This window comes from Nocardioides currus, assembly GCF_003057875.1.
Lineage (GTDB): Bacteria > Actinomycetota > Actinomycetes > Propionibacteriales > Nocardioidaceae > Nocardioides > Nocardioides currus.
In genome coordinates this window covers 216,221-238,578 of the sequence record NZ_PYXZ01000005.1, presented here as the reverse complement: position 1 = coordinate 238,578, position 22,358 = coordinate 216,221, and the positions used below count along the sequence as shown (strand labels likewise).

22 protein-coding genes are annotated in these 22,358 nt (G+C 72.3%); 15 read left to right on the top strand and 7 right to left on the bottom strand.

All coding sequences use genetic code 11. From position 1 onward, the window contains the following. The first annotated feature begins 2 nt into the window (after positions 1-2). The 3 genes from rlmN to C7S10_RS13200 all read left to right on the top strand — a co-directional run bounded on the left by rlmN (position 3) and on the right by C7S10_RS13200 (position 3,010). Entirely contained in the window at positions 3-1,133 is a 1,131-nt protein-coding gene (gene rlmN, locus C7S10_RS13210) for a dual-specificity RNA methyltransferase RlmN (protein ID WP_108344896.1), read from the top strand. Positions 1,134-1,218: 85 nt separating this feature from the next. Continuing rightward, entirely contained in the window at positions 1,219-2,454 is a 1,236-nt protein-coding gene (locus C7S10_RS13205) for a glycosyltransferase family 4 protein (RefSeq protein WP_108344895.1), read from the top strand. Positions 2,455-2,467: 13 nt separating this feature from the next. Beyond that, a complete protein-coding gene (locus tag C7S10_RS13200) occupies positions 2,468-3,010 on the top strand; it encodes a maltokinase N-terminal cap-like domain-containing protein (RefSeq protein WP_108344894.1) in 543 nt (180 codons plus the stop codon). An 18-nt stretch (positions 3,011-3,028) separates the two neighbouring features. On the opposite strand, the gene C7S10_RS13195 is transcribed toward C7S10_RS13200, so the two are convergent. Both C7S10_RS13195 and C7S10_RS13190 read right to left on the bottom strand, forming a co-directional pair. Then, the gene (locus C7S10_RS13195; protein ID WP_108344893.1) at positions 3,029-4,111 is read right to left on the bottom strand and encodes an LOG family protein; all 1,083 of its coding nucleotides are present in this window, start codon (positions 4,109-4,111) and stop codon (positions 3,029-3,031) included. 24 nt (positions 4,112-4,135) lie between these two features. Further along, on the bottom strand, positions 4,136-5,002 hold the full coding sequence (locus C7S10_RS13190; RefSeq protein ID WP_243395359.1) for a serine protein kinase RIO: 867 nt from the start codon (positions 5,000-5,002) through the stop codon (positions 4,136-4,138). Between the two features lie 207 nt (positions 5,003-5,209). On the opposite strand from C7S10_RS13190, the gene C7S10_RS13185 reads away from it, so the two are divergent. From C7S10_RS13185 to C7S10_RS13155, 8 genes are all read left to right on the top strand, one after another. Beyond that, positions 5,210-6,595, top strand: coding sequence for a M1 family metallopeptidase (locus C7S10_RS13185; RefSeq protein WP_165807144.1), 1,386 nt, complete (start codon positions 5,210-5,212; stop codon positions 6,593-6,595). After that, positions 6,592-7,209 (top strand): AMP-binding protein, encoded by a 618-nt coding sequence (locus tag C7S10_RS22240; protein WP_165807143.1) that lies wholly within the window; start codon positions 6,592-6,594, stop codon positions 7,207-7,209. The genes C7S10_RS13185 and C7S10_RS22240 overlap by 4 nt, the downstream gene beginning before the upstream one ends. After that, positions 7,206-8,300, top strand: coding sequence for a 1-deoxy-D-xylulose-5-phosphate reductoisomerase (gene dxr / locus C7S10_RS13175; protein ID WP_243395358.1), 1,095 nt, complete (start codon positions 7,206-7,208; stop codon positions 8,298-8,300). Before C7S10_RS22240 ends, dxr begins: the two co-directional genes overlap by 4 nt. Continuing rightward, positions 8,297-9,643, top strand: coding sequence for a M50 family metallopeptidase (locus C7S10_RS13170; RefSeq protein WP_108344890.1), 1,347 nt, complete (start codon positions 8,297-8,299; stop codon positions 9,641-9,643). The genes dxr and C7S10_RS13170 overlap by 4 nt, the downstream gene beginning before the upstream one ends. Before the next feature lie 46 nt (positions 9,644-9,689). Then, entirely contained in the window at positions 9,690-10,841 is a 1,152-nt protein-coding gene (gene ispG / locus C7S10_RS13165; protein ID WP_108344889.1) for a flavodoxin-dependent (E)-4-hydroxy-3-methylbut-2-enyl-diphosphate synthase, read from the top strand. Further along, complete coding sequence (locus tag C7S10_RS13160) at positions 10,841-11,653, top strand: transglutaminase-like domain-containing protein (protein ID WP_108344888.1); 813 nt, start codon at positions 10,841-10,843, stop codon at positions 11,651-11,653. The genes ispG and C7S10_RS13160 overlap by 1 nt, the downstream gene beginning before the upstream one ends. A gap of 73 nt (positions 11,654-11,726) precedes the next feature. Further along, positions 11,727-12,020 carry a virulence factor gene (locus C7S10_RS22575; RefSeq protein WP_207769369.1) on the top strand — a complete coding sequence of 98 codons (294 nt, stop codon included), beginning with the start codon at positions 11,727-11,729 and terminating at the stop codon, positions 12,018-12,020. Then, positions 12,017-12,895 (top strand): homocysteine S-methyltransferase family protein, encoded by an 879-nt coding sequence (locus C7S10_RS13155; RefSeq protein WP_207769368.1) that lies wholly within the window; start codon positions 12,017-12,019, stop codon positions 12,893-12,895. The genes C7S10_RS22575 and C7S10_RS13155 overlap by 4 nt, the downstream gene beginning before the upstream one ends. 33 nt (positions 12,896-12,928) lie before the next feature. Here the strand turns inward: C7S10_RS13155 and C7S10_RS13150 are convergent, their stop codons facing one another. Next, a complete protein-coding gene (locus tag C7S10_RS13150; RefSeq protein ID WP_108344886.1) occupies positions 12,929-13,843 on the bottom strand; it encodes a transglutaminase family protein in 915 nt (304 codons plus the stop codon). Continuing rightward, on the bottom strand, positions 13,840-16,377 hold the full coding sequence (locus C7S10_RS13145; RefSeq protein WP_108344885.1) for a circularly permuted type 2 ATP-grasp protein: 2,538 nt from the start codon (positions 16,375-16,377) through the stop codon (positions 13,840-13,842). Before C7S10_RS13145 ends, C7S10_RS13150 begins: the two co-directional genes overlap by 4 nt. Positions 16,378-16,424: 47 nt before the next feature. Between C7S10_RS13145 and C7S10_RS13140 the strand changes: the two genes are divergently transcribed. Further along, positions 16,425-17,273, top strand: coding sequence for a GNAT family N-acetyltransferase (locus C7S10_RS13140; RefSeq protein WP_207769367.1), 849 nt, complete (start codon positions 16,425-16,427; stop codon positions 17,271-17,273). Here C7S10_RS13140 and C7S10_RS13135 read toward each other — a convergent pair. Beyond that, a complete protein-coding gene (locus C7S10_RS13135; protein WP_108344884.1) occupies positions 17,270-18,310 on the bottom strand; it encodes a hypothetical protein in 1,041 nt (346 codons plus the stop codon). The genes C7S10_RS13140 and C7S10_RS13135 overlap by 4 nt on opposite strands. 165 nt (positions 18,311-18,475) lie before the next feature. Here C7S10_RS13135 and C7S10_RS13130 point away from each other — a divergent pair, with 165 nt between their 5' ends. From C7S10_RS13130 to C7S10_RS13125, 3 genes are read left to right on the top strand one after another with little or no spacing between them, the layout of a single operon-like run. After that, positions 18,476-20,245, top strand: coding sequence for a proline--tRNA ligase (locus C7S10_RS13130; protein WP_108344883.1), 1,770 nt, complete (start codon positions 18,476-18,478; stop codon positions 20,243-20,245). 3 nt (positions 20,246-20,248) lie between these two features. Next, positions 20,249-20,398 carry a hypothetical protein gene (locus tag C7S10_RS22235; RefSeq protein WP_165807142.1) on the top strand — a complete coding sequence of 50 codons (150 nt, stop codon included), beginning with the start codon at positions 20,249-20,251 and terminating at the stop codon, positions 20,396-20,398. Between the two features lie 11 nt (positions 20,399-20,409). Then, entirely contained in the window at positions 20,410-21,120 is a 711-nt protein-coding gene (locus C7S10_RS13125) for an HAD family hydrolase (RefSeq protein ID WP_108344882.1), read from the top strand. A gap of 253 nt (positions 21,121-21,373) precedes the next feature. Here C7S10_RS13125 and C7S10_RS13120 read toward each other — a convergent pair whose 3' ends face one another. Both C7S10_RS13120 and C7S10_RS13115 read right to left on the bottom strand, forming a co-directional pair. Then, entirely contained in the window at positions 21,374-21,805 is a 432-nt protein-coding gene (locus C7S10_RS13120) for a ferritin-like domain-containing protein (RefSeq protein WP_108344881.1), read from the bottom strand. Then, a complete protein-coding gene (locus C7S10_RS13115) occupies positions 21,802-22,305 on the bottom strand; it encodes a hypothetical protein (RefSeq protein ID WP_108344880.1) in 504 nt (167 codons plus the stop codon). The genes C7S10_RS13120 and C7S10_RS13115 overlap by 4 nt, the downstream gene beginning before the upstream one ends. Positions 22,306-22,358: the final 53 nt, after the last annotated feature.

Genomic DNA, 22,358 nt, shown 5'->3' with positions numbered 1-22,358 from the left:
AGATGCCTGACCAACCGATCACCACCCTGCCCCTCGTCTTCAACGAGCCCCGCGGCCGCAAGAAGCCACCGCGCCACCTTGCCGACCTCGACGAGGCCGGTCGCAAGGACCTCCTCGTCGAGATGGGGCTCCCGGGGTTCCGCGCCAAGCAGCTCTCGACCCACTACTTCGGCCGGCTGGTGCACGACCCCGCCGAGATGACCGACCTCCCGGCCGGTCAACGTGACGACCTCGTCAGCGCCCTGCTGCCCGACCTGATGAACCCCATCCGCGAGCAGTCCGCCGACCGTGGCAAGACCGTCAAGACGCTGTGGAGGCTCTTCGACGGCTCGCTCGTCGAGTCGGTGCTGATGCGCTACAAGGACCGCGCGACGATCTGCATCTCCAGCCAGGCCGGCTGCGGCATGGCCTGCCCCTTCTGCGCCACCGGTCAGGGCGGCCTGCAGCGGAACATGTCGACCGCCGAGATCGTGCACCAGGTGGTCGTGGGCGCCCGGGCGATGGCCAACGGCGACGTGGCCGGCGGGCCGGGGCGCCTGTCCAACGTGGTGTTCATGGGCATGGGCGAGCCGCTCGCCAACTACAAGGCCACGGTCAACGCCGTACGCCGCCTGACTGACCCGGCTCCCGCCGGGCTCGGACTCAGCGCGCGCCACGTCACGGTCTCGACCGTCGGCCTCGTGCCCCGCATCAAGCAGCTGGCCGACGAGGGCATCCCGGTCACCCTCGCCCTGAGCCTGCATGCCCCCGACGACGAGCTGCGCAACGAGCTGGTCCCGATCAACACGCGGTTCTCCGTCGAGGAGACCGTGTCGGCGGCCCACGAGTACTTCCAGAAGACCGGCCGACGCGTCTCGATCGAGTACGCCATGATGCGCGACATCAACGACCAGGCGTGGCGGGCCGACCGGCTGGCCGAGGTGCTCTCCGACCACGGTCGCGGCATGGGCTGGGTGCACATCAACCCGATCCCGCTCAACGACATCCCCGGGTCGCAGTTCACGCGGTCGCGCGAGGAGGACATGGACGAGTTCGTCCGCCGCCTCAACGCCGCCGGCATCGCCACCACGATGCGCGACACGCGCGGCAGCGACATCGACGCGGCCTGCGGGCAGCTCGCCGCCGCGGAGTAGCCCCGCGGGCACCCGTCGACGCGTGTTCACGTGTCGTCTGCCCGCACCACCCGTGCCGTTGTGACCGGCTCGCCACGGTGGCGCCATGGCCACCCTGAGTCGTCGTGATCGCCAGTCAGCCGTCCTCAACACGACCTTCTCCCGGTCCAACCTGGTCCCGCTCCAGTCGCGCCGGGCCGACCCCGACCGGCTGCGCGTGCTGGTGGTGACGGAGTCGTTCCTCCCGCAGGTCAACGGCGTCACCAACTCGGTGCGCCGCGTCCTCGAGCACCTCGCCGCCGAGGGCCACGTCGCCGAGGTCGTCGCCCCGACCGGGCCTGCGTCCTACGCCGGGTTCCCCGTCACGATCGCCCGCGGCGCCAGCCTGCCGTTCTACAAGGACTTCCGCATCGGGCTCGAGACGCGCCGCCGGCTTCGCTCGGTGATGCTGCGCTTCCAGCCCGACGTGGTCCACATCGCCTCGCCGGCCACCCTCGGCTACCAGGCCGCCAGGGCCGCACGCGAGCTCGGCATCCCGACGGTCGCGATCTACCAGACCGACCTCGTCGGGTTCGCCGGGCGCTACGGCATCGCCGGCGGCACCGCCGCCATGTCCCGGCTGACCCGGACGATCCACCTCGCCGTCGACCGCACGCTGGCCCCGTCCACCGCGTCGGTGCGGCAGCTCGAGGAGATGCAGGTCCCCGGCCTGGCCCGCTGGCCGCGCGGCGTCGACCTCGACATGTTCGACCCGGGCTACCGCGACCATCGCCTCCACGAGCAGCTGGCGCCGTACGGCGAGGTGCTGGTCGGCTACGTCGGACGGCTGGCGCCGGAGAAGGAGCTCGAGCTGCTCGCGCACATGGACCGGCTTGCCGGCGTGCGGCTGGTGGTCGTCGGTGGGGGCCCGGAGGAGGAGCGGCTGCGCGCGCTGCTGCCCGGCGCCGCGTTCCTCGGCGTGCTGCACGGCGAGGAGCTGAGCCGGGTGTACGCCACCCTCGACGTCTTCGTCCACACCGGACGGCACGAGACCTACTGCCAGGCCGCCCAGGAGGCGCTCGCGAGCGGCGTGCCGGTCGTCGCCCCGCGCGCCGGCGGCCCGGTCGACGTCGTCGACGAGGGTGCCGGGTTCCTCTACCAGCCCGGCAACGGCACGGAGCTCGCGGCGTACGTCGCCCGGCTGGTCGACGACCCGCGGCTCCGCGCCCGGATGGCGGCCACGGCGCAGCGCAGCGTCCAGGGCCGTTCGTGGCAGGCCGTCAACGACCGCCTCGTGGAGCACTACCGCGAGGTCTGCGGCGGGCGCCTCACGCGGGCCAGGCGGCAGCGCGCGGCGGGGTGACTAGTCTCGGTCCATGGCGATCATCCACCAGGCCACGATCACCCCGACGAAGCTCGAGCTGCTCGAGGATCGGCTGGGCAGCGACGTGCCGGGCGACGGCGAGCTCACCCAGGTGGCGAGCTACCGCTTCGACGACCCGGACGGTGCGGTCGGGGTCGAGGCACTGCTCGTCACCCGCGGCGGTCCGGTCCACCAGGCCGTCCTGACCTACCGCGCCGCCCCGCTCGACACCGCGGCCGACCACCTGGTCACCACGATGGAGCACTCCGTCCTCGGCACCCGCTGGGTCTACGACGGCGCCGGCGACCCGGTCGCGCTGGCGGCCTTCCAGCGCGCCCTCGCGGGCGAGCAGGAGCAGGCGCCCCTCGAGATCTGGGACAGGGAGACGCTGGTGAGCACCCGGCCTCCCTCGGTCGAGCTGAGCGTGACCGACCCGGCCGACGCGCCGGAGCTCCTGGTCGTGCACCTCGCCGGCGAGGTGGTCCCGACCGAGACGGACGGGCCCGCGCTCGTCGCCCGGTGGGACGGCGGTGAGGGCGTCGTCGCCTGGGCGTGACAGGGGCCCGAGACCGACTCAGGTCACCAGGAGGCTGACCGCCTCCTCGACGGTGTCGACGAGGTGCACGAAGGGCTCCATCACCCGGCCCGCGGCCAGCGAGGACAGCAGCGGCCACGCGGGCACCGTCGTGGTCCAGTGGTCCACCCCGACCAGCACCATCGGCGCCACCGACGACTCGTCGGCGTAGTAGTTCTCGCAGGCGTCCTGGAAGATCTCCTGCACGGTGCCACCGGCGCCCGGCAGGAAGACGATCCCCGCGTCGCAGACCTCGAGCAGCACGGCCTCGCGGGTGGAGTTGCGGACGTACTTCGCGATCGCCGTGGCGAACGGGTTGGGCGGCTCGTGGCCGTAGTGCCAGGTCGGGATGCCGAGCGACTCGACGCCGGGGGAGTGGGCGTCGATCACGGCGAAGGCCGCGTCCGCCCAGGCGCCGACGTCGGGGGTGAAGGACGGCACTCCGGCGAGCGAGACCAGGGCGTCGTCCAGCACCGGCTCGGGCGACCCGGAGACGAACGCCCCGAGGTTGGCCGCCTCCATCGCGCCCGGCCCACCACCCGTCGCGACGGTGAGTCGCTGTGCCAGCGCCCGTCCCAGCCGCGCGGCCGAGGCGTAGCCGTCCGAACCCCGCTGGAGGGCATGCCCACCCATGATCCCGACGATCGAGCGGTCGGCGGTCCACGCGCCGAGGGCTCCATCGATGGCGTGGTCGTGCAGCGCCTCGGCGAGCGTGTCGTCCTGGTCGGGGGACTGGCGCGACCAGGCGTAGGCGCGGGCGTCCAGCGAGTCCGCGTATCGCGGGGTGTCGTAGAGCTCGCGGGGTGAGTAGAGGCTGGTGCGGTAGGTGTCGAGCGGCACGTCGGGCACCCGCGGCAGGACGACGGCGCCGCGGCGGCGTACGGACTCCTCGTCCTCGGGCGACAGGTCGCACCCCAGGAACAGCGACTGCGCCACGGAGACCGACTCGAGCTCCGCGCCACGCGAGCGCAGGTCGAGGCCCGTCAACCGCCAGCCCGCGAGGGATCGTGCTCCCCGCGCGAGCCGGCGGTCGAGGTCGGCCAGCGTGGTGACGTCGACGACGCGTCCGCGGGTGCGCTTCACACGCGCACCCTAGATCGCGGCCGGTCAGAACGCGTGCGCCATCAGCTCCCCGAAGAGCTCCTGCTCGTCGACCTCGAGCCCGCGGGCCCGGAACCACGTGCACATGTTGGCGCAGTCGCGCAGCAGGAAGTCCATGCCCTGCACGTTGCCGACGAGGTCCACGATCTGCGGGAGGTCGATGATCACGAGGCGATCGCCTGCGGCGAGCGTGTTGTACGGCGAGAGGTCGCCGTGCACGATCCCCGCCTGCACCATCGTGGCCAGCGCGTCGCGGAGCTGCTCGTAGTAGTGCTCCAGCAGGTCCCGGGCGGGACGGGTCTGCGCCAGCCGCGGCGCCGTGTTGACCTCCCCGTCGACGGAGTGCGTGATCCACTCCATCAGGATCTCGGTGCCCTCGATCTGCACCGGATAGGGGACGGGCAGCCCGAGCTCGTGGAAGCGCTTGAGGGCGCCCCACTCGGACACGGCCCACTCGCCGGCGGCGACGAGCCGGCCCCAGGTGGACTTGCGCTTGAGGGCGCGCTCGTCGCGCGAGCGCTTCATCGAGCGGCCCTCGGTGTAGGACGCGGCGCGGTGGAAGGTGCGGTGATCGGTGTCGCGGTAGCGCTTGGCCGCCATCACCACCCCGCCGTCGGGGTCGAGCGGGTCCGCGCGCTCGACGAGGAAGACATCGGCCTCCTTGCCGGTCTTGAGGATGCCGAGCTCGGTGTCGATGGCGCCCTGCGAGGTCACCACCCAGTCGGGACGGGGCTCGGGCCCGCGCATGAGCGGCTCGACGTCGAGCCAGGTGGACCAGCGCTGGTTGTCGGCGAGGCCCTCGTCGTAGACGTGGAAGTCGAAGGTGAAGCTGGGGTCGAGCTCGTCAGCCGAGCCCGGGGTGTGCGAGGTCAAGGGTGCTCCAGGGATGAGAGTGACGGTCTGCGGACAGGCCGGGGACAGTGATGGACATGTCACGACTCCTCTCATCGGTGGCGCGCTGACTGCGTGCTCGCGACCATCGTCGCGGGGCGGGCGTCGGGTGGGCAACCGATTATCCGCGCGGCGAGTAGGTTTCTGGACGTGATGACTCGAAATCTGGCCCGTTCCCTGGCTGTGGCTGTGTCCCTCCCGCTGCTCGTCTCCGGCGCGTACGCCGCAGCGGTGGACGACTCCGGCACCGCCACGAGCGGTGCCACGGGGATCGGCGACCCCTACTGGCCGCTCGACGGCAACGGCGGCATCGACGTGGCGTCGTACCGGATCAGGAACAGCTACGACATCCGCGACCAGGCCCTGCGCGGCACCACGCAGGTGAGGTTCACGGCCACCGAGGACCTGTCGAGCTTCAACCTCGACTTCCTGCTGAAGGTCTCGAAGGCCACGGTCGACGGCGTTGCCGCCAAGGTCAGGCAGTCGAAGCACGAGCTGACCATCACCCCGAGGACCGACCTGGCCGCCGGGTCCAGGCACAAGGTGGTCGTGACCTACGCCGGCCACCCGGGCACCAAGCACTACGCCGGCGAGGAGAACTGGCTGGCCAACGACCACGAGGCCGTCGCGATGAACCAGCCGCACATGGCGCCGTGGTGGTTCCCGGCCAACGACCACCCGATCGACAAGGCGCGCTTCGACGTCGCCACCACCGTCGCCCAGGGCCGCGAGGTGATCTCCAACGGCAAGCTGGTGAGCAAGAAGCGGACGAGGAAGGGCACGACCTGGCGCTGGCGGGCCGACGAGCCGATGGCGTCCTACCTCGCCTTCTTCGCCGCCGGCGACTTCACCATCCAGAAGGGCACCGCCCACGGGCTGCCGTGGGTCAACGCGGTCTCGCAACAGCTCCCGGCCGCGGAGCAGAAGTCCTCCCTCAAGCTGCTCAGCCGCACGCCTGACGTCGTCAAGGCCCTCTCCGCCGACCTCGGCCCCTACCCGTTCTCCGTCACCGGCGGCCTGACGACCGGCCTGCCGGTCTACTTCGCGCTCGAGAACCAGACCCGGCCCACCTACCCCGCCGTCGGCGGCCAGGCCGAGAGCCTGATCGTGCACGAGCTCGCCCACCAGTGGTTCGGCGACGACGTCGCCATCGCCCGCTGGCGCGACATCTGGCTCAACGAGGGCGCCGCGACGTTCATGGAGTGGCGCTTCGCCGAGCAGCACGGCGGCCCCCCGGCCAGCGAGGCCCTGATGTCCACCTACGACGGACATCCGGCCGGCGACGACTTCTGGGAGCTCGAGGTCTCCGACCCCGGCGCCGCCAACGTGTTCGACGACGCGATCTACGACCGCGGCGGCATGACGCTCCAGGCCCTGCGGCAGCGCATCGGCGAGGAGAAGTTCTGGCTGCTGGTCCGCACCTGGCTGGACACCAAGGGCGGCGGCAACGGGACCTCCGAGGAGTTCGAGGCCCTGGCCGCGCAGGTCAGCGGACAGGACCTGACGGGCTTCTTCACCGCCTGGCTCCGCACCCCCACCAAGCCCGCCAAGACGGCGGACAACGGCCTGGCATGAGCACCCGCACGGGCGCCTCGATCGACTGGTTCCGCAAGCCCGGCACCCGCGACGAGGCAGATCGAGGCACGCTCAACGCCTGCTACAACGCGCTCGACCGCCACGTGATTCGCGGCCGGGCCGACGACGTCGCGGTCGTCCTCGACGACCGCGGGTGGACCTACGCCGAGCTGCTGGCGGAGGTCGGCGCGTTCGCAGGGGTCCTGCGGGCCTTCGGCGTCGGCGTCGATGACCGGGTGCTGCTCGGGCCGGTGCCGGGATCGCACGGAGTGATCGCCGCCCTGGCGACCGCGCGCCTCGGCGCGACCACGGTCCACGGCGACGCCGCGGCCGACGGCGTCCGCGTCGCCGTGCTCCCCGGAGCACCGGTGGCCGACCCGGGCGACACCCCGGTGATCACCCTCGACGACTCCGGCGAGCTGTCCTGGGAGGTCGTCATGCGGGCCGGCCGGACGGACCCCGCCGGCTGCGCGGACGTGGCACCGGACAACGTGCTGGCCGACCTCGGTGACCGCTCGGTCTCGGTGCTCGACGCGCTCGAGGGGGCTGCCGCCGGTCCCGACGGCAGCACCCCGGTCGACATCGGCGGCCTCACCCAGTGGGTGCGCGCGTGAGGCGCGACATCGCCGTCCTCGGCTCGACCGGATCCATCGGCACGCAGGCCCTCGACCTGGTCCGGGCCAACCCCGACCGCTTCCGGGTCGTCGCGCTCACCGCCGGAGGGTCCAACGAGGAGCTGTTCGACGCGCAGGTCGCCGAGTTCGCCCCGGCGTTCAGCGGTCTCGGCGAGGACGCCTCGACCGAGGCGGCCGGACTCGAGTGCGACGTGGTGCTCAACGGCATCACCGGCGCGGTCGGGCTGCGCCCGACGCTGGCCGCCCTCGATGCCGGCACCACGCTGGCGCTGGCCAACAAGGAGTCGCTGATCATGGGCGGTCCGCTGGTCACGGCGCGGGCGAAGCCGGGCCAGATCGTGCCCGTCGACTCCGAGCACTCAGCGGTGGCGCAGTGCCTGCGCGGCGGCACGCCGCAGGAGGTACGCCGGCTGGTGCTGACCGCCAGCGGCGGACCGTTCCGCGGTCGCAGCCGCGAGGAGCTCGGCGAGGTGACCCTCGAGCAGGCGCTCCAGCACCCGACGTGGTCGATGGGCCCGGTCATCACCATCAACTCCGCGACCCTGGTCAACAAGGGCCTCGAGGTGATCGAGGCGCACCTGCTCTTCGACCTGCCGTTCGACCGGATCGAGGTCGTGGTGCACCCGACGAGCGTGGTGCACTCGATGGTGGAGTTCACCGACGGCTCGACGCTGGTGCAGGCGAGCCCGCCCACGATGATGATCCCGATCGCGCTCGGCCTGGCGTGGCCCGACCGGGTGCCCGACGCGGCGCCGGCGGTCGACTGGACGAGGGCCGAGACGTGGGAGTTCTTCCCCCTCGACGACGACGCCTTCCCGGCGGTGTCGCTCGCGCGGCGGGCGGGCGAGCTCGGCGCCACCGCCCCGGCGGTCTACAACGCGGCCAACGAGGTGTGCGTCGACGCGTTCATGGCGGGCCGGCTCCCGTTCGTCGACATCGTTCCCACGGTCGCCGCCGTGGTTGAGCGCCACGACGTACCCTTGAACGAGCAACTGACGATCGACGACGTCCTCGCGGCCGACACCTGGGCGCGTGAGGAGGCTGCACACACCATCGGAGAGACCCTGTGACCGCGCTCTACTACACGCTCGGTGTCGTCATCTTCGCGGTGACCATCATGGCCTCGATCGGCCTGCACGAGTTCGGCCACCTGATCCCGGCCAAGAAGTTCGGCGGCAAGGTCACGCAGTGGTTCGTCGGCTTCGGGCCGACCGTGTGGAGCAGGAAGGTCGGCGAGACGGAGTACGGCGTCAAGGCGATCCCGCTCGGCGGCTACGTCAAGATCGTCGGCATGCTGCCTCCCGGCAAGGGCGAGCAGACGGGCGACCCCGACGCCGAGCTGCGCGTGCGCCAGTCCAACACCGGCATGTTCACCCAGCTGATCAGCGACGCCCGGGCGGCCGAGTGGGAGCACATCGGCCCCGAGGACCGTGACCGGCTGTTCTACAAGCGCCCGTGGTGGCAGAAGGTCATCGTCATGGCCGGCGGCCCGATGGTGAACATCGCCATCGCCTTCCTGCTGTTCTGGGGAGTCTTCGCCACCGTCGGCCAGGTCGTCGATGCGAAGGCCGAGCCCGTCGTGGCCGAGGTCGTGCCCTGCATCGTCCCCGCCGACGAGGACGGCCGGGTCTGCAGCGCCGAGGAGCTGAAGGACAACCCGACCCCGGCGGCCGCCGCCGGGCTCCAGCCCGGCGACCGCTTCGTGTCCTTCAACGGCGCGGCGGTGTCGACCTGGGAGCAGATGCAGAAGGCGATCCGCGCCAACGCCGGCGGCGCCGCCACCATCGTCGTCGAGCGCGACGGCGAGCAGCTCACCCTCGAGACCACCACCTCCGTCCAGCCGCGCCCGATCGACGCCGACTCCGAGGAGCTCACCCCGGTCGGGTTCCTGGGCGTGCTGCCGGAGCTCACCCCGGTCTACGAGACCGGCGGACCCGTCTACACCGCCCAGCAGATGGGCTCGATGACCGTCGACGTGGTGTCCTCGTTGGCCCAGCTCCCGGTGAAGGTCTACGGCGTCGGCAAGGCGATCGTCGGCCTCGAGGAGCGCGACCCCAACGGCCCGGTGAGCGTGGTCGGCGGCGGCCGGCTGGCCGGCGAGGTCGCCTCCCACGACGAGTTCCCGATGAAGGACAAGGTCATCTCCCTGGTGATGCTCATCGCCGGGTTCAACCTGTTCGTCGGCCTCTTCAACTTCATCCCGCTGCTGCCGCTCGACGGCGGGCACATCGCGGGCGCGCTCTACGAGGGACTGCGCCGCGCCTGGGCACGCCTGCGGGGCCTGCCCGACCCGGGTTACGTCGACGTCGCCAAGCTGCTGCCGATCGCCTACGTCATGGGACTGGCCATGCTGCTGATGGGTGTCGTCCTGATCGTCGGGGACATCGTCGTCCCCCTGCACCTGACGAGCTGACGCCCGCGACTGCGGTTGCGCAACCGTCGCCTCCTAGACTGGCGCCATGACGTCCGTCGGCCTCGGCATGCCCGCTCTTCCCCCGCCCGTGCTCGCCCCTCGTCGGCAGACCCGCCAGATCAAGGTCGGCTCGGTCGGGGTCGGCAGCGACAGCCCGATCTCGGTGCAGTCGATGACCACGACGCTGACCTCCGACGTCAACGCCACCCTCCAGCAGATCGCCGAGCTCACCGCCACCGGCTGCGACATCGTCCGCGTGGCCTGCCCGAGCCAGGACGACGCCGACGCGCTGCCCGAGATCGCGCAGCACTCGCAGATCCCGGTGATCGCCGACATCCACTTCCAGCCGAAGTACGTCTTCGCGGCCATCGACGCCGGTTGCGCCGCCGTCCGCGTCAACCCCGGCAACATCCGCAAGTTCGACGACCAGGTCAAGGAGATCGCCAAGGCCGCCAAGGACCGCGGCACGAGCATCCGGATCGGCGTCAACGCTGGGTCGCTCGACAAGCGGATCCTCGACAAGTACGGCAAGGCGACGCCCGAGGCGCTCGTCGAGTCGGCCGTGTGGGAGGCGAGCCTGTTCGAGGAGCACGACTTCCACGACTTCAAGATCTCGGTCAAGCACAACGACCCCGTCGTCATGGTGCGCGCCTACGAGCTGCTCGCCGCCGCGGGCGACTGGCCGCTGCACCTCGGCGTCACCGAGGCCGGCCCGGCCTTCCAGGGCACCATCAAGTCCAGCGTGGCGTTCGGCCACCTGCTCAGCCAGGGCATCGGCGACACCATCCGCGTCTCGCTCTCCGCGCCCCCGGTCGAGGAGGTCAAGGTCGGCCTCCAGATCCTGGAGTCGCTCAACCTCAAGCCGCGCCGACTCGAGATCGTCTCCTGCCCCTCGTGCGGTCGCGCCCAGGTCGACGTCTACAAGCTGGCCGAGGAGGTGACCGCCGGCCTCGACGGGCTGGAGGTCCCGCTACGCGTCGCCGTCATGGGGTGTGTCGTCAACGGTCCCGGCGAGGCCCGCGAGGCCGACCTCGGCGTCGCCTCGGGCAACGGCAAGGGCCAGATCTTCGTCAAGGGCGAGGTCGTCAAGACCGTGCCCGAGTCGCAGATCGTCGAGACGCTGATCGAGGAGGCGATGCGCATCGCCGAGGGCATGGAGCCGGTCGATGGGGCCGAGGCGTCGGTCACCGTCAGCTGATGAGCCCCGACCTCGTCCGCACCGTCAGCAGCACCCTCCGCCTCCAGGTCACCGCTCCGGCCGACCTGGTCTTCTCGGTCGCGGTCGCCGCCGACCAGCCGCCGACCAGCGAAACCCTGAGCATCACCGTCGACGGCGCGCTGCTCGACCGGACCGAGATCCTCGCCGCCGGCCAGACCCGGCTGCACCGGGTCGCGAGCGCGCCCGTGGGCTCGCTGGTCATGCAGTACGACGCCGTCGTGCCCCTGGGCGACGGGCCGGCTCCGCTGACCGAGCTGGAGTCGATCGAGTTCACGCGCCCCAGCCGCTACTGCGACTCCGACCGGCTCTCGCCCGTCGCGCACTCGCACTTCGGCCACCTCGAGGGCGCCGAGCTCGTCCAGGAGGCCGTGTCGTGGGTGCTGACCCACATCACCTACGCACCCGGCAGCAGCGGTCCGGTGGACGGTGCGCTCGAGACCTACCTGCGCCGCCGGGGCATCTGCCGCGACACCTCGCAGCTGGTGATCGCCTTCCTGCGCGCCCTCGGCGTGCCCGCACGCCTCGTCAGTGTCTACGCGCCGGGCCTGCAGCCGATGGACTTCCACGCGGTCACCGAGGTCGCGATCGACGGGCAGTGGTACGTCGTCGACGCCACCGGCCTCGCGCCACGTGGCTCGCTCCTGCGGATCGCCACCGGCCGCGACGCCGCCGACACGGCCTTCCTCACCGTCAACGGCGGGTTCGCCGACCTGGTCTCGATGCAGGTCGAGGCCGTGGTCGAGCCGGGCCTGCCCGCCGACGACGGCCTCGCCCTCACCCAGCTCCGCTAGCCGTCACGCCCGCAGCAGTTCACCCGCCGGGACGGCCGTCCCCGGACACGTGGTCGGACCTAGGGTGCGGGGCATGACGGAGTTCCAGATCACGGCATGGCGCGAGCTGCCATCGATGGTGGCCGCCCGAGCCGGCGACGAGAGCGTGAAGGCCCAGCTCGCACCACGCTTCCAGGAGGCGATCGACGAGGCCGCGATGCGGCTCGGCGACACCGGAGCCGACGACTACCTCGCCGGCTGGGAGCGGTCCGCGTGGACCACGGCCGAGGGCACTCCCGCCGAGGTCCTCGACCGCACCGTCGCCGAGCTCGACGCGGCGTGGCCGGCCGAGCGGATCGCCGGCTTCCTCGACGGGCTCGGCCGGTGAACCGGCTGGCGGCGCTGCTGGGGACCGACCGACCGGTGCTGCTCGACGGGGGCATGGGGACGCTGCTCCAGGACAGCGGCCTGGCGGACGGTGACCCGGGTGAGCTCTGGAACCTCGAGAACCCCGACGCGGTCCGGGCGGCGCACGCCGCCTACGCGGAGGCCGGGGCGCGGGTCCTCACCACCAACACCTTCGGCGGCACCCGACCCCGCCTGGACATGCACGGTCTCGGCGGCCGCCTGGCCGAGGTGAACCGCAACGCGGCCCGGATCGCGCGCTCGGTGGCCGACGAGCACGGGCTGCTCGTCGCCGGCGACCTGGGACCGACCGGCGAGCTGCTGGCGCCCCTCGGCACCATGACGCCCGACGACGCCCAGGCTCTGTTCGCCGAGCAGGTCGAGGCCCTCGTCGAGGGCGGGATCGACCTGGTGCTGGTCGAGACGCTGAGCGACCTCGGCGAGGCAGACGCGGCGATCGCCGCCGCCCGTGCGGTCGCCCCCGACCTCCCCATCGTCGTGACGATGAGCTTCGACACCAACGTGCGCACCATGATGGGCGTCCGCCCGGCCGATGCCGTCGCACACCTGAGCGCGGGCGGCGTCGATGCCGTGGGCGCCAACTGCGGTCGAGGGCCGGAGGAGATGGAGCTCATCGCCGCCGAGATGGTGCAGGCGCGCACCGGCGACGTGCTGCTGGTCGCCCAGTCGAACGCCGGCCTCCCGCAGGTGGTGGGGGACCACTTCGAGTACGACGCCACGCCGGCCGACCTCGCGGCCCACGCCGAGCGGCTCGCCGCGATCGGCATCGACCTCGTGGGCGGTTGCTGCGGCTCCACCCCGGCGCACATCGCGGCCGTCCGCGCTGCCCTGGCCTGAGCCCGACCGCCTCTCAGGGCCTCGTCACGTGCGTCAGAGCTCGGCGAGCCGGGTGACGTCCACCCCGACGTCGAGCGACGACGTGGTCGACTCGGTGTAGATGACTCCCTTGAGCGGCGACACGTCGCGGAAGTCGCGTCCCCAGGCCGTCACGACGTAGCGCGAGTCGGCGAGGTGGTCGTTGGTCGGGTCGAGGTCCACCCAGTCGCCGCCGGGGGTCAGCACGGAGGCCCAGGCGTGCGAGGCGTCCGATCCCTCGAGCCTCTGCTGGCCGGGCGGGGGAGAGGTCTCGAGGTAGCCGCTGACGTAGCGACCCGGCAGCCCGGCGGCGCGCAGGCAGCCGAGGGCGAGGTGGGTGAAGTCCTGGCACACCCCTTGCCGCAGCTCGAGCAGGTCCTGGAGGGTCGTCCGGACGTTCGTGACGCCGGAGCGGTAGGCGAAGTCGGTGAAGATCGCGTGCGTCAGCGCGACGATCGCGTCACCCAGGGGTGCCTCCGGGGCCAGCACCGAGGCGGCGTACGCCTTGACCGCCTCGTCCACCTCGACCAACGGCGAGGGCAGGAGGTACGTCGCGCGGGTGACCGGGTCGCCGGTGTCCCGGATCGCCTCGGCGGCCGACTCGACCGTCCACCGGTTGAGCCCCGCCAGGTCCACCTCGGGCCAGGCGACGTGGACGACGCTGGACTTGGTCACCTCGAGCACCTGGTGGGGCGTGCGCACCTCGACGTAGAAGCTGTGGTTGCCGAAGTGGTCGGTGTGCTCGTCCAGCAGGTCGGGCTCCGGGGTGATCCGGACGTCGTTGCTGACCACCCGTTGGGTCGGTGTCTCCCGCGGTCGGAGGAACCCGCGCTCGTAGCAGGTCGTCACGTCGTCGTCGTAGGTGTAGGTCGTGCGGTGGCGCACCTCGTAGCGGCGCGGGGTGAAGTCGTCCGGTCCCTGCCGACTCATGCGCGGACCCCTCCCGACCAATCGCCCAGGAGCACGCGTCGCCTCGGCTTGCGCCCGAAGTGGCGCGCGCTGAGCTCGCTCGAGATCGCTCGCAGGCTCTCGTCGACGTTGGTGAGCGTGGACAGCAGCGCCGAGCGGTCACCCGAGCAGAGCTCGACGAGGTCGAGGCCGGCGAGCGAGGCGGCGAGGGTCGCGGTCGCCGTCACCAGCAGGTCGTCGCCGGTCAACCGCATCGCGTCCGCCAGCCGGTCGACCTGGAACGCCACCGAGCGCGGGTTGCCGGTGTCGGCCAGCAGGAGCGACGTGGCCGACTGGACCGGCCAGGCCGGTCCCTCGCCCGAGGCCGTCCGCCGCCGGTGGGTGAGGATGCTCTCGCACGCCTCGAGCACCGACTCGGTCACCTGCCCGTCGATGATCGGCGGCCGCTCCAGGGCCAGGGTGGCTCGGAGCAGCGACACCGTGTGCTGCGCGCGCTCGATCCTGATGCCACCGTCGAGGAAGCCCCACGTCTGGTCGCGGACCATGCTCTCGTGCACGACGCCGGCGACGGCGAGCAGCGACTCGAGCACGGTGTCGAGCTGGGGTCGCAGCTGCGAGTCCGCCGGAGCCGGGGTCGCGAGGGTGCGGTCGAGGCGCGACAGGATGTGCCAGATGTCCTGGGACAGCTGGTCGCGGACGCTCTCGGCGGCCACCACGAGACGGTGGCAGGCGTGCGCGACGGTGCCGAGGAGGTGGGGCGTGCCGACCATTGCCCGCAGGTGGTCCACCGGTCCCTGGTCGGCCCGGGGCGCGACCCCGGTGAGGGCCGCCGCGGCCTGCACCATGACCTCCATGGTCGCCGCACCCGGGGTGCCGGGGCGCTGCGCGTGGTCGGCGGCGAGGTCGTCGGCGACGCGCAGCAGACGGGCCGTGCCCTCGGCCCGCTCGGCGTACCGGCCGACCCAGAACAGGTTGTCCGCGACGCGGGGCGCCACGGCCGTACGCCGCTGGAGCCGGACCAGCGTCCGAGCCCGGTCCGGGCTCGGGGCAGACCATCCGCGCACGCCCGACGGGTCGTCGGCCAGCACCCAGACGTCCTTGGCCAGCGCGCCGCTGGCGCTCGAGACGAGCATCGATGACGGGTCGGTGTTGACGCGGCCGAGGCCGCCCGGCATGACGTGGTGGCGCTCCTCGTCGGTGACGCCGAAGGCGCGCAGCACGAACCGGCCCGGCGCGAGGCCGGACGGCGTGACCACCGGTGCGGTCGACATCGGGATCGGCTCCTGGCCCACCCAGGCCCATGGCCGTTCCTCGATCTCGCGACGCAGGTCGTCGCGCTGGGCGGCGCTCAGCTCCCAGCCGAAGCGCGCGGCCACGACGAGTCCGCGCGCGATCGGCTTGACCACGAGCGAGTCGAGGTTGGTCAGGACGTGCGAGCGGCTCGACGCGTCACCGCACCACCAGGTGGGCGCGGACGGCAGGTCGAGCTCCTCGCCGAGCAGGCGCCGGGCGATGGCGGGCAGGTAGGGGACGAGCCCGGCGTTCTCCAGCACGCCGGCCCCCAGCGGGTTGGCGAGCGAGACGCCGCCGCGGCGGGCCGACTCCACGAGCCCGGGCAGGCCGAGCTGCGAGTCGGAGCGCAGCTCGAGCGGGTCGCAGAACTCGGCGTCGACCCGGCGGAGGACGACGTCGACCGGCTCACGGCGACCGGTGCTGCGGATCCACACGCGGCCGTCGCGGACGTTGAGGTCGTCGCCCTCCACGAGCGGGAAGCCGAGCAGGGTGGCCAGGAAGGCCTGGTCGAACGCGGTCTCGGTGCCCGTGCCGGGTGAGAGCACGACGACGCGTGGGGTGTCGACGCCCGCGTCCGCCACGTCCCCCAGGGCGTTGGCCATCGTGTGGAAGAAGCCACGCAGCCGCTCGAGCGAGGCGCCGCGGTGCACCGAGGAGAGCACCCGGCTGGTGACCCGACGGTTGGCCATCGCGTAGCCGGCCCCGGACGGCGCGGACGTCTTGTCGGCGATCACGGTCCAGGCGCCGTCGGCGCCCCGAGCGAGGTCGGTCGCTCCGAGCACCAGCCGCTGGTGCTCGATCCCGTCGACGGCGCGGACGAAGCCGCTGTGCCCCAGGACCAGCTCGGCGGGCAGCACGCGCTCAGAGACGAGTCGTCGCTCGCCGTACACGTCGTCGTGGAGGAGCTGGAGCAGCTGCGCACGCTGGCGCAGGCCGGCCTCGAGCCGGGCCCACTCGAGGCTGCCGATGACCACCGGCAACGGGTCGATCACCCAGCTGCGACCGCGATCGCCCGGCACGTCGTCGACGGCATCGGCCAGCCCGTAGCGGATGCCGTCGTCCTCGACGAGTCGCCGGGCCTCGGCGCGCGCGGCGAGCAGGCCACCGAGCCCCAGCGACTCCACCGCCGTCGTCACCAGGTCCTGGTCCGGCCGGACCGAGCGTGCGGCGTCGAACCACTCGTCGGGGCCGGTCTGGGACTCGACCAGCGAGCGGTAGCCGTCCAGCGCGCCCGCGGCGGGGACACTCGCGGGCCGGCTCACCCGCGAACCCTAGCGAGGATCACCGGGCAGGGGGCTAGGCTCCCGACGTGTTGACCACCCGCGACGACGTGCGCCTGCTCGGGCCCGACGACCGGGACGCGTTCTTGGACCTCACCGCCGCCGACCCCGTGGTCAACGTCTTCGCCGCCTACCGCGCGCGGGTCACCAACATGGACCCCCGCTGGCTCGGCGGCGAGATCTGGGGCCGGTTCGAGGGCGACGAGCTGGTCGCCGGCTGCCACATGGGCGCCAACCTGGTGCCGGTGCAGTGCACCCGGGAGGACGTGGCGACCTTCGCCGAGCGCGCGCTCGCCCGGGTGCGCTCCACCGCCACCATCGTCGGCCCGCACGACGCGGTCGAGGCGCTGTGGGAGACGGTCAGTGGTCGCTGGAGCGAGCCGCGCGAGGCCCGCTGGCGCCAACCCCACCTCCAGATCGACGGTGACCCGCTGGTGGCGCCCGACCCGGAGGTCCGCCCCACCACGCCGGCCGACCTGATCGCGCTCTACCCCGCGTGTGTCGACATGTACACCGAGGAGGTCGGGGTCTCGCCGGAGACCTCCGGCGGCAAGGACCTCTACCAGGCGCGCGTGCGCCAGCTCATCTCGCGCGGGTGGTCGTTCGCCCGCTTCGACGAGTCCGGTCGGGTGATCTTCAAGGCGGAGGTCGCCTGCTCCACGCCGTACGCCGCCCAGGTGCAGGGTGTCTACGTCCACCCCGACCGCCGCGGCGAGGGGCTGTCGGTGGGCGGGATGGCCGCGGTGGTCGCGCACGTGCGCGAGCACATCGCCCCCACCGTGTCGCTCTACGTCAACGAGTGGAACGTTGCGGCACGGGCGGCCTACAGCCGGGTCGGCTTCACCGAGACTGCCCGCCTGTCGACGCTGATGTTCTAGCGGGTCGCTCCCGGCACCGCGGAGCCGAAGCGTCGCGCGGGCTGGCCGAGCGTGGTCCGCGGCTGCTGTACGGCGACGGGGTCGGTCGCGTTCTCGCACGCGCCCTCGTTGCAGCGCACCGTCGCGGCCTGGGTGTCGCCGTTGACCTCGAGCAGCAGGTCGGCGTCGTCCTCGAACTGGACCCGGCCGAACCAGCCGGTCGAGTAGGTCGCGAGCGTCGAGCCGTCGATCTCGCGCTCCTGGACCACGCTCGGGCCGATGCCGTCGGAGAGGATGCCGATGGTGGCCATCCGCCGACCGTCGGGGGAGAAGGCCTCGACCCGGTCGCTGCAGGACTTCCACAGCCGCTTGGTCGGGTCGGACAGCGTGCTGAGGACCATGCAGCCGCCCTGGTAGGGGTCCTTGGTGTAGCTGGCGAGCAGGTCGTTGCCGATGTCGACGAGGTTGGCGGGGCGCCGCGTCAGCGTGGTGACCTCACCGGTCGTGGTGTCCCAGGACTTCGTGCCCGTGTCGCCCGTGGTCCAGGTCGACAGGACGACCCGCGAGCCGCCCATCCCCATCACGGAGGGGAAGTTGGCGAACGACTGCTCGGTCTTGAGCTTGCCGGTGCGCGAGGAGAAGACCCGGATCGGGACCGACTTCCGGGTGCCCCGACCCACGTGCACGAAGTAGCGACCGTTGTCGGAGAGCTTGAGCTCGAAGAACGAGATCCCGCGCTTGATGACCTTGGTGGTGTCGTCGGCCTGCACGCGCACGATCCGGAACCTGCCACCGCCGTTGGCGTCGCTGGTGCCCACCAGCCAGGCCTTGCCGGCCCTGCCCAGGACGTAGGCACGGCTGCCGCCGACGTCGACCCTGCGGTCGCCCAGCACGAAGTCGCCGGCGTCGATGTGGGCCACCGCGACGTCGGCGCCGCGGGACAGGTCCTCGGGCTGCAGGTCGACCGGTGCCGCGGCTCGCGCGGGCGCCATCAGCGCCGTACCGACGAGGGCGGCCGTGGTGGCCGCGAGCGCTGCGCGACGGAGTGCGGAGGTCATGTGGGCTCCCGAAGATGTGCCGATGGATCCGGTGAGGACCTGATGGGGGGGTCCGGTGTGATGCCACTGTCTCAGACGCCGATGACGACCGCATGGTTGCCGTCTCGCGGTGGTCGGCCGAAACCGCTTCGCCGACGGCGAAGAGCCGCACCTATCCTGTGCCCCATGATCCTGCGGATGTCGACCCTGTTCGTGCGCACGCTGCGTGACGACCCCAACGACGCGGAGGTGCCGAGCCACCGGCTGCTCGTCCGCGCCGGCTACATCCGCCGCAACGCGCCGGGCATCTACACCTGGCTTCCCCTCGGCCTGCGCGTGCTGCGCAAGGTCGAGAACATCATCCGCGACGAGATGGACGCGATCGGGGCGCAGGAGCTGATGTTCCCCGCGCTGCTGCCCAAGGAGCCCTACGAGGCGACCCACCGCTGGACCGACTACGGCGACAACATCTTCCGGATCAAGGACCGCAAGGGAGCCGACTACCTGCTCGGTCCCACGCACGAGGAGATGTTCACGCTCGTCGTGAAGGACCTCTACTCCTCCTACAAGGACCTGCCGCTCTCGATCTACCAGATCCAGAACAAGTACCGCGACGAGTCACGTCCCCGCGCCGGCATCCTGCGCGGGCGCGAGTTCGTGATGAAGGACTCCTACTCCTTCGACATCGACGACGCCGGGCTCGACGCGTCGTACCAGAAGCACCGTGACGCCTACATCCGGATCTTCGACAAGCTCGGGTTCGACTACGCGATCGTCAAGGCCATGGCCGGGGCGATGGGTGGCTCGAAGTCGGAGGAGTTCCTGGCCAAGGCCGCCGTCGGCGAGGACACCTACGTCCGCTGCAGCAACTGCGACTACGCGGCCAACGTCGAGGCGGTCACGGTGCGTGCGCCCGCCCCCGTGGCGTACGACGACGCGCCCGCCGCGCACGCGGAGGAGACGCCCGACACGCCCACGATCGAGTCACTGGTGGCGCACCTCAACGCCGCCTTCCCGCGCGAGGACCGGCCCTGGGTCGCCGGCGACACGCTGAAGAACGTGCTCGTCGTCCTCAAGCACCCCGACGGCACCCGGGAGCCGCTCGCCATCGGCGTGCCCGGCGACCGCGAGGTCGACCAGAAGCGGCTCGAGGGGCAGCTCGAGCCCATCGAGGTCGAGCCCATGGACGAGGCCGAGCTCGCGAAGCACCCGGCGCTGGTCAAGGGCTACATCGGCCCCGGCGCGCTGGGGGAGGAGTCGACCTCCGGCATCCGGTTCCTCGTCGACCCGCGCATCGTCGAGGGCACCCGGTGGGTCACCGGGGCCAACGTGCCCGGGTCCCACGTGATCGACATGGTCGTCGGTCGCGACTTCACGCCCGACGGGACCATCGAGGCCGCCGACGTCCGCGACGGCGACGCCTGCCCCAACTGCGACACCGGGACGCTCGAGTCCGCGCGCGGCATCGAGATGGGCCACATCTTCCAGCTCGGTCGCAGCTACGCCGAGGCGCTCGGCCTCAAGGTCCTCGACGAGAACGGCAAGCTCGTCACCGTCACGATGGGCTCCTACGGCATCGGGCCCTCGCGGGCCGTCGCCGCGATCGCCGAGGGCACCCTCGACGAGATCGGGTTGTCCTGGCCCCGTGACGTCGCTCCCGTCGACGTGCACATCGTCGCCGCCGGCAAGGAGGAAGCGATCTTCGCGGCGGCCTCCTCCCTCGCCGAGGAGCTGTCGGCCCAGGGCGTCGACGTGCTGTACGACGACCGGGCCGGCAAGGTCTCGCCCGGCGTGAAGTTCAAGGACGCCGAGCTGATCGGCGTGCCGACCATCGTCACCGTCGGTCGCGGCCTGGCCGACGGCACCGTGGAGATCCGCGACCGGGCGAGCGGCGAGCGCGAGGAGGTCGCCGTGGGCGACGCCGCCGCGCACGTCGTGGGGCTCGTGCGCGGCTGAGGAGTGACCTCCACCGACACGGACCTCGACTCGACCCTGGTCGGCGGGACCCGAGCCCTCGTCGGCGACCTGCTGGCCGAGGTTGCGCTCGAGGTGGTCCGCTGGCCGGTCGGCGGCTCCCTGTGGTCCGACGCCGACAGGGTCAACCGGTAGGTTCCTCGCCCATGGCGAGCACCACGATCCAGGCGGTCATCTTCGACTGGGGTGGCACGCTCACGCGCTGGCACGACGTGGACTTCCACGCCGAGTCGCTCGCGCTCGCCCAGGCCGTGGTGGGCGCCCACCACGCGCCGGACGAGATCACGACCCGCCTGCTCGCGGCCGGCGACGTGGTGTGGGGCCGCAGCCGCGACCACCAGCAGTCGGCGACGATCGGCGACCTGTTCACCGAGGCCGGTCTCGAGCACGACCCCGAGCTGCTGGACGCCTACTACGACTTCTGGGCGCCGCACACCGCCACCGACCCCGAGTGCCGGGGCATGTTCGCCGAGCTGCGCGCGATGGGGCTCAAGGTCGGGGTGCTGTCCAACACGGTCTGGCCCCGCGAGTGGCACGTCGGCTTCTTCGAGCGCGACGGCGTCTACGACCTCGTCGACGGCGACGTCTACACCTCCGAGATCCCGTGGACCAAGCCGTCGCCGCGGGCGTTCGGGGCGGCCATGGAGGCGGTCGGCGTCTCCGACCCGGCCGCCTGCGTGTACGTCGGGGACCGGCTCTTCGACGACATCTGGGGCGCCCGCAACGCCGGGCTCGCGGCGATCCACATCCCGCTCAGCACGATCCCGGCCGCGCAGGTCGGGCACACCGAGGGAGAGCCGGACGCGGTCGTGCGATCGCTGGCGGAGATCCCGGCCGTCGTCGCGTCCCTGCGCTGACCGGCTTTTGCAGGTTCTCGCAGCGCAACAACCTGCAGGCGCGAAGCCCTAGGGCATTCGCCGCGTCGTGTTGCAGACTTGTGCACGTGGCCGACCACCCCATATGGGAGGCCACGTCGGGTGATGCTGACCACTCCCTTGGAGCGGCCCTCATCCTCGCCAGATGGGGAAGATCTCGGGACTTCCCCAGCTGGTGAGGCTGTGGGCCGTTTCCACATTTCGGCCAGTTCAGTGGCGGGCTCGGTCGCCCGGCTCAGTCGCCCAGCTCGGGCGCCCCGGGGAAGTCCTCGGACTCGCCGCCCAGCAGGATCCGCGCCACGGCCGCCTCGCCCAGGGCCGACACGGCCCAGGCCCGGTCGGTCCCGGTCGTGCTGGCGACGGTCGCGGCGTACACCTCGGCGCATGCCTGCTCGACCCCCATCGCGTGACGGCGTACGGCGCTGGGCGTGCCCAGCCGCCGCGGCAGCTCGTAGGTCGGTGCGGCGGCCACGGGGACCCCGCCCCGGTCGGCCACCATCAGCTCGAGCTGGTCGCGGCGCCCGCGGTGCGCGCGGTAGAGCAGGGACACGGTGGCGAACAGCTCGGGCTCGGCGGACTGCGAGGTGTGGGCCCCGACGTCGCCGTACACGTAGATCGCGGCGTGCTCGGCCGCGAGGGCCGTCTGGAGGGCGTCGAGCGCGCTCACACGGCCACCCGCTGCCGCAGGGCCGCCGACATGCTGGCCAGGGCGCGGGCGAGGTCGCCGCTCGCGGCCTGTCCGGCCGCGTCGGCCAGCGTGGCCGTGAGGCCGTTCTCGGAGGCCGCGACCTGCGCCCGGGCCCGGGCCGGCGTCGCCGCCACGAGCGGGGCCTCGACCTCGGGCTCCGGTGAGCCGTCGTCGAGGACCGCGAGGTGCGCCGCGTGCAGGCGCAGCAGGTCCTCGAGACCGGACCGGCGCAGGCCGTGGCGGGCCTGCGCCGCCTCGATCAGGGCGACGGCGAGGAGGGTGGCTGCGCGGGCGCCCTCGACGACGTCGGCGTCGGGGAGCGGAGCGGCCGCGCTCGGGGTCGCCGTGGGTGACCCGGACGAGGAGCCGGACGCGGACCGGGCGGGCGGGTCGAGGTCGCAGGCGGCGAGGGCGAGGGGCGCGGAGACGGCCAGCGCGAGCGCCGTACGCCGTGACGTCTGCGCGCGCGGGGAGGACACGACGGTGACCCTAACCGTTGTCGGCGGGCCCGGACGGAGCGGCTATCGTGGCA

Bases quoted from the DNA above. Each gene is read 5' to 3' on its own strand.
- C7S10_RS13200 (WP_108344894.1), top strand. From the start codon at position 2,468: ATGGCGATCATCCACCAGGCCACGATCACCCCGACGAAGCTCGAGCTG.
- C7S10_RS13205 (WP_108344895.1), top strand. From the start codon at position 1,219: ATGGCCACCCTGAGTCGTCGTGATCGCCAGTCAGCCGTCCTCAACACG.
- ispG (WP_108344889.1), top strand. From the start codon at position 9,690: ATGACGTCCGTCGGCCTCGGCATGCCCGCTCTTCCCCCGCCCGTGCTC.
- C7S10_RS22575 (WP_207769369.1), top strand. From the start codon at position 11,727: ATGACGGAGTTCCAGATCACGGCATGGCGCGAGCTGCCATCGATGGTG.
- C7S10_RS13130 (WP_108344883.1), top strand. From the start codon at position 18,476: ATGATCCTGCGGATGTCGACCCTGTTCGTGCGCACGCTGCGTGACGAC.
- C7S10_RS13125 (WP_108344882.1), top strand. From the start codon at position 20,410: ATGGCGAGCACCACGATCCAGGCGGTCATCTTCGACTGGGGTGGCACG.
- rlmN (WP_108344896.1), top strand. From the start codon at position 3: ATGCCTGACCAACCGATCACCACCCTGCCCCTCGTCTTCAACGAGCCC.
- C7S10_RS22240 (WP_165807143.1), top strand. From the start codon at position 6,592: ATGAGCACCCGCACGGGCGCCTCGATCGACTGGTTCCGCAAGCCCGGC.
- C7S10_RS13150 (WP_108344886.1), bottom strand. From the start codon at position 13,843: ATGAGTCGGCAGGGACCGGACGACTTCACCCCGCGCCGCTACGAGGTG.
- C7S10_RS13135 (WP_108344884.1), bottom strand. From the start codon at position 18,310: ATGACCTCCGCACTCCGTCGCGCAGCGCTCGCGGCCACCACGGCCGCC.
- C7S10_RS13160 (WP_108344888.1), top strand. From the start codon at position 10,841: ATGAGCCCCGACCTCGTCCGCACCGTCAGCAGCACCCTCCGCCTCCAG.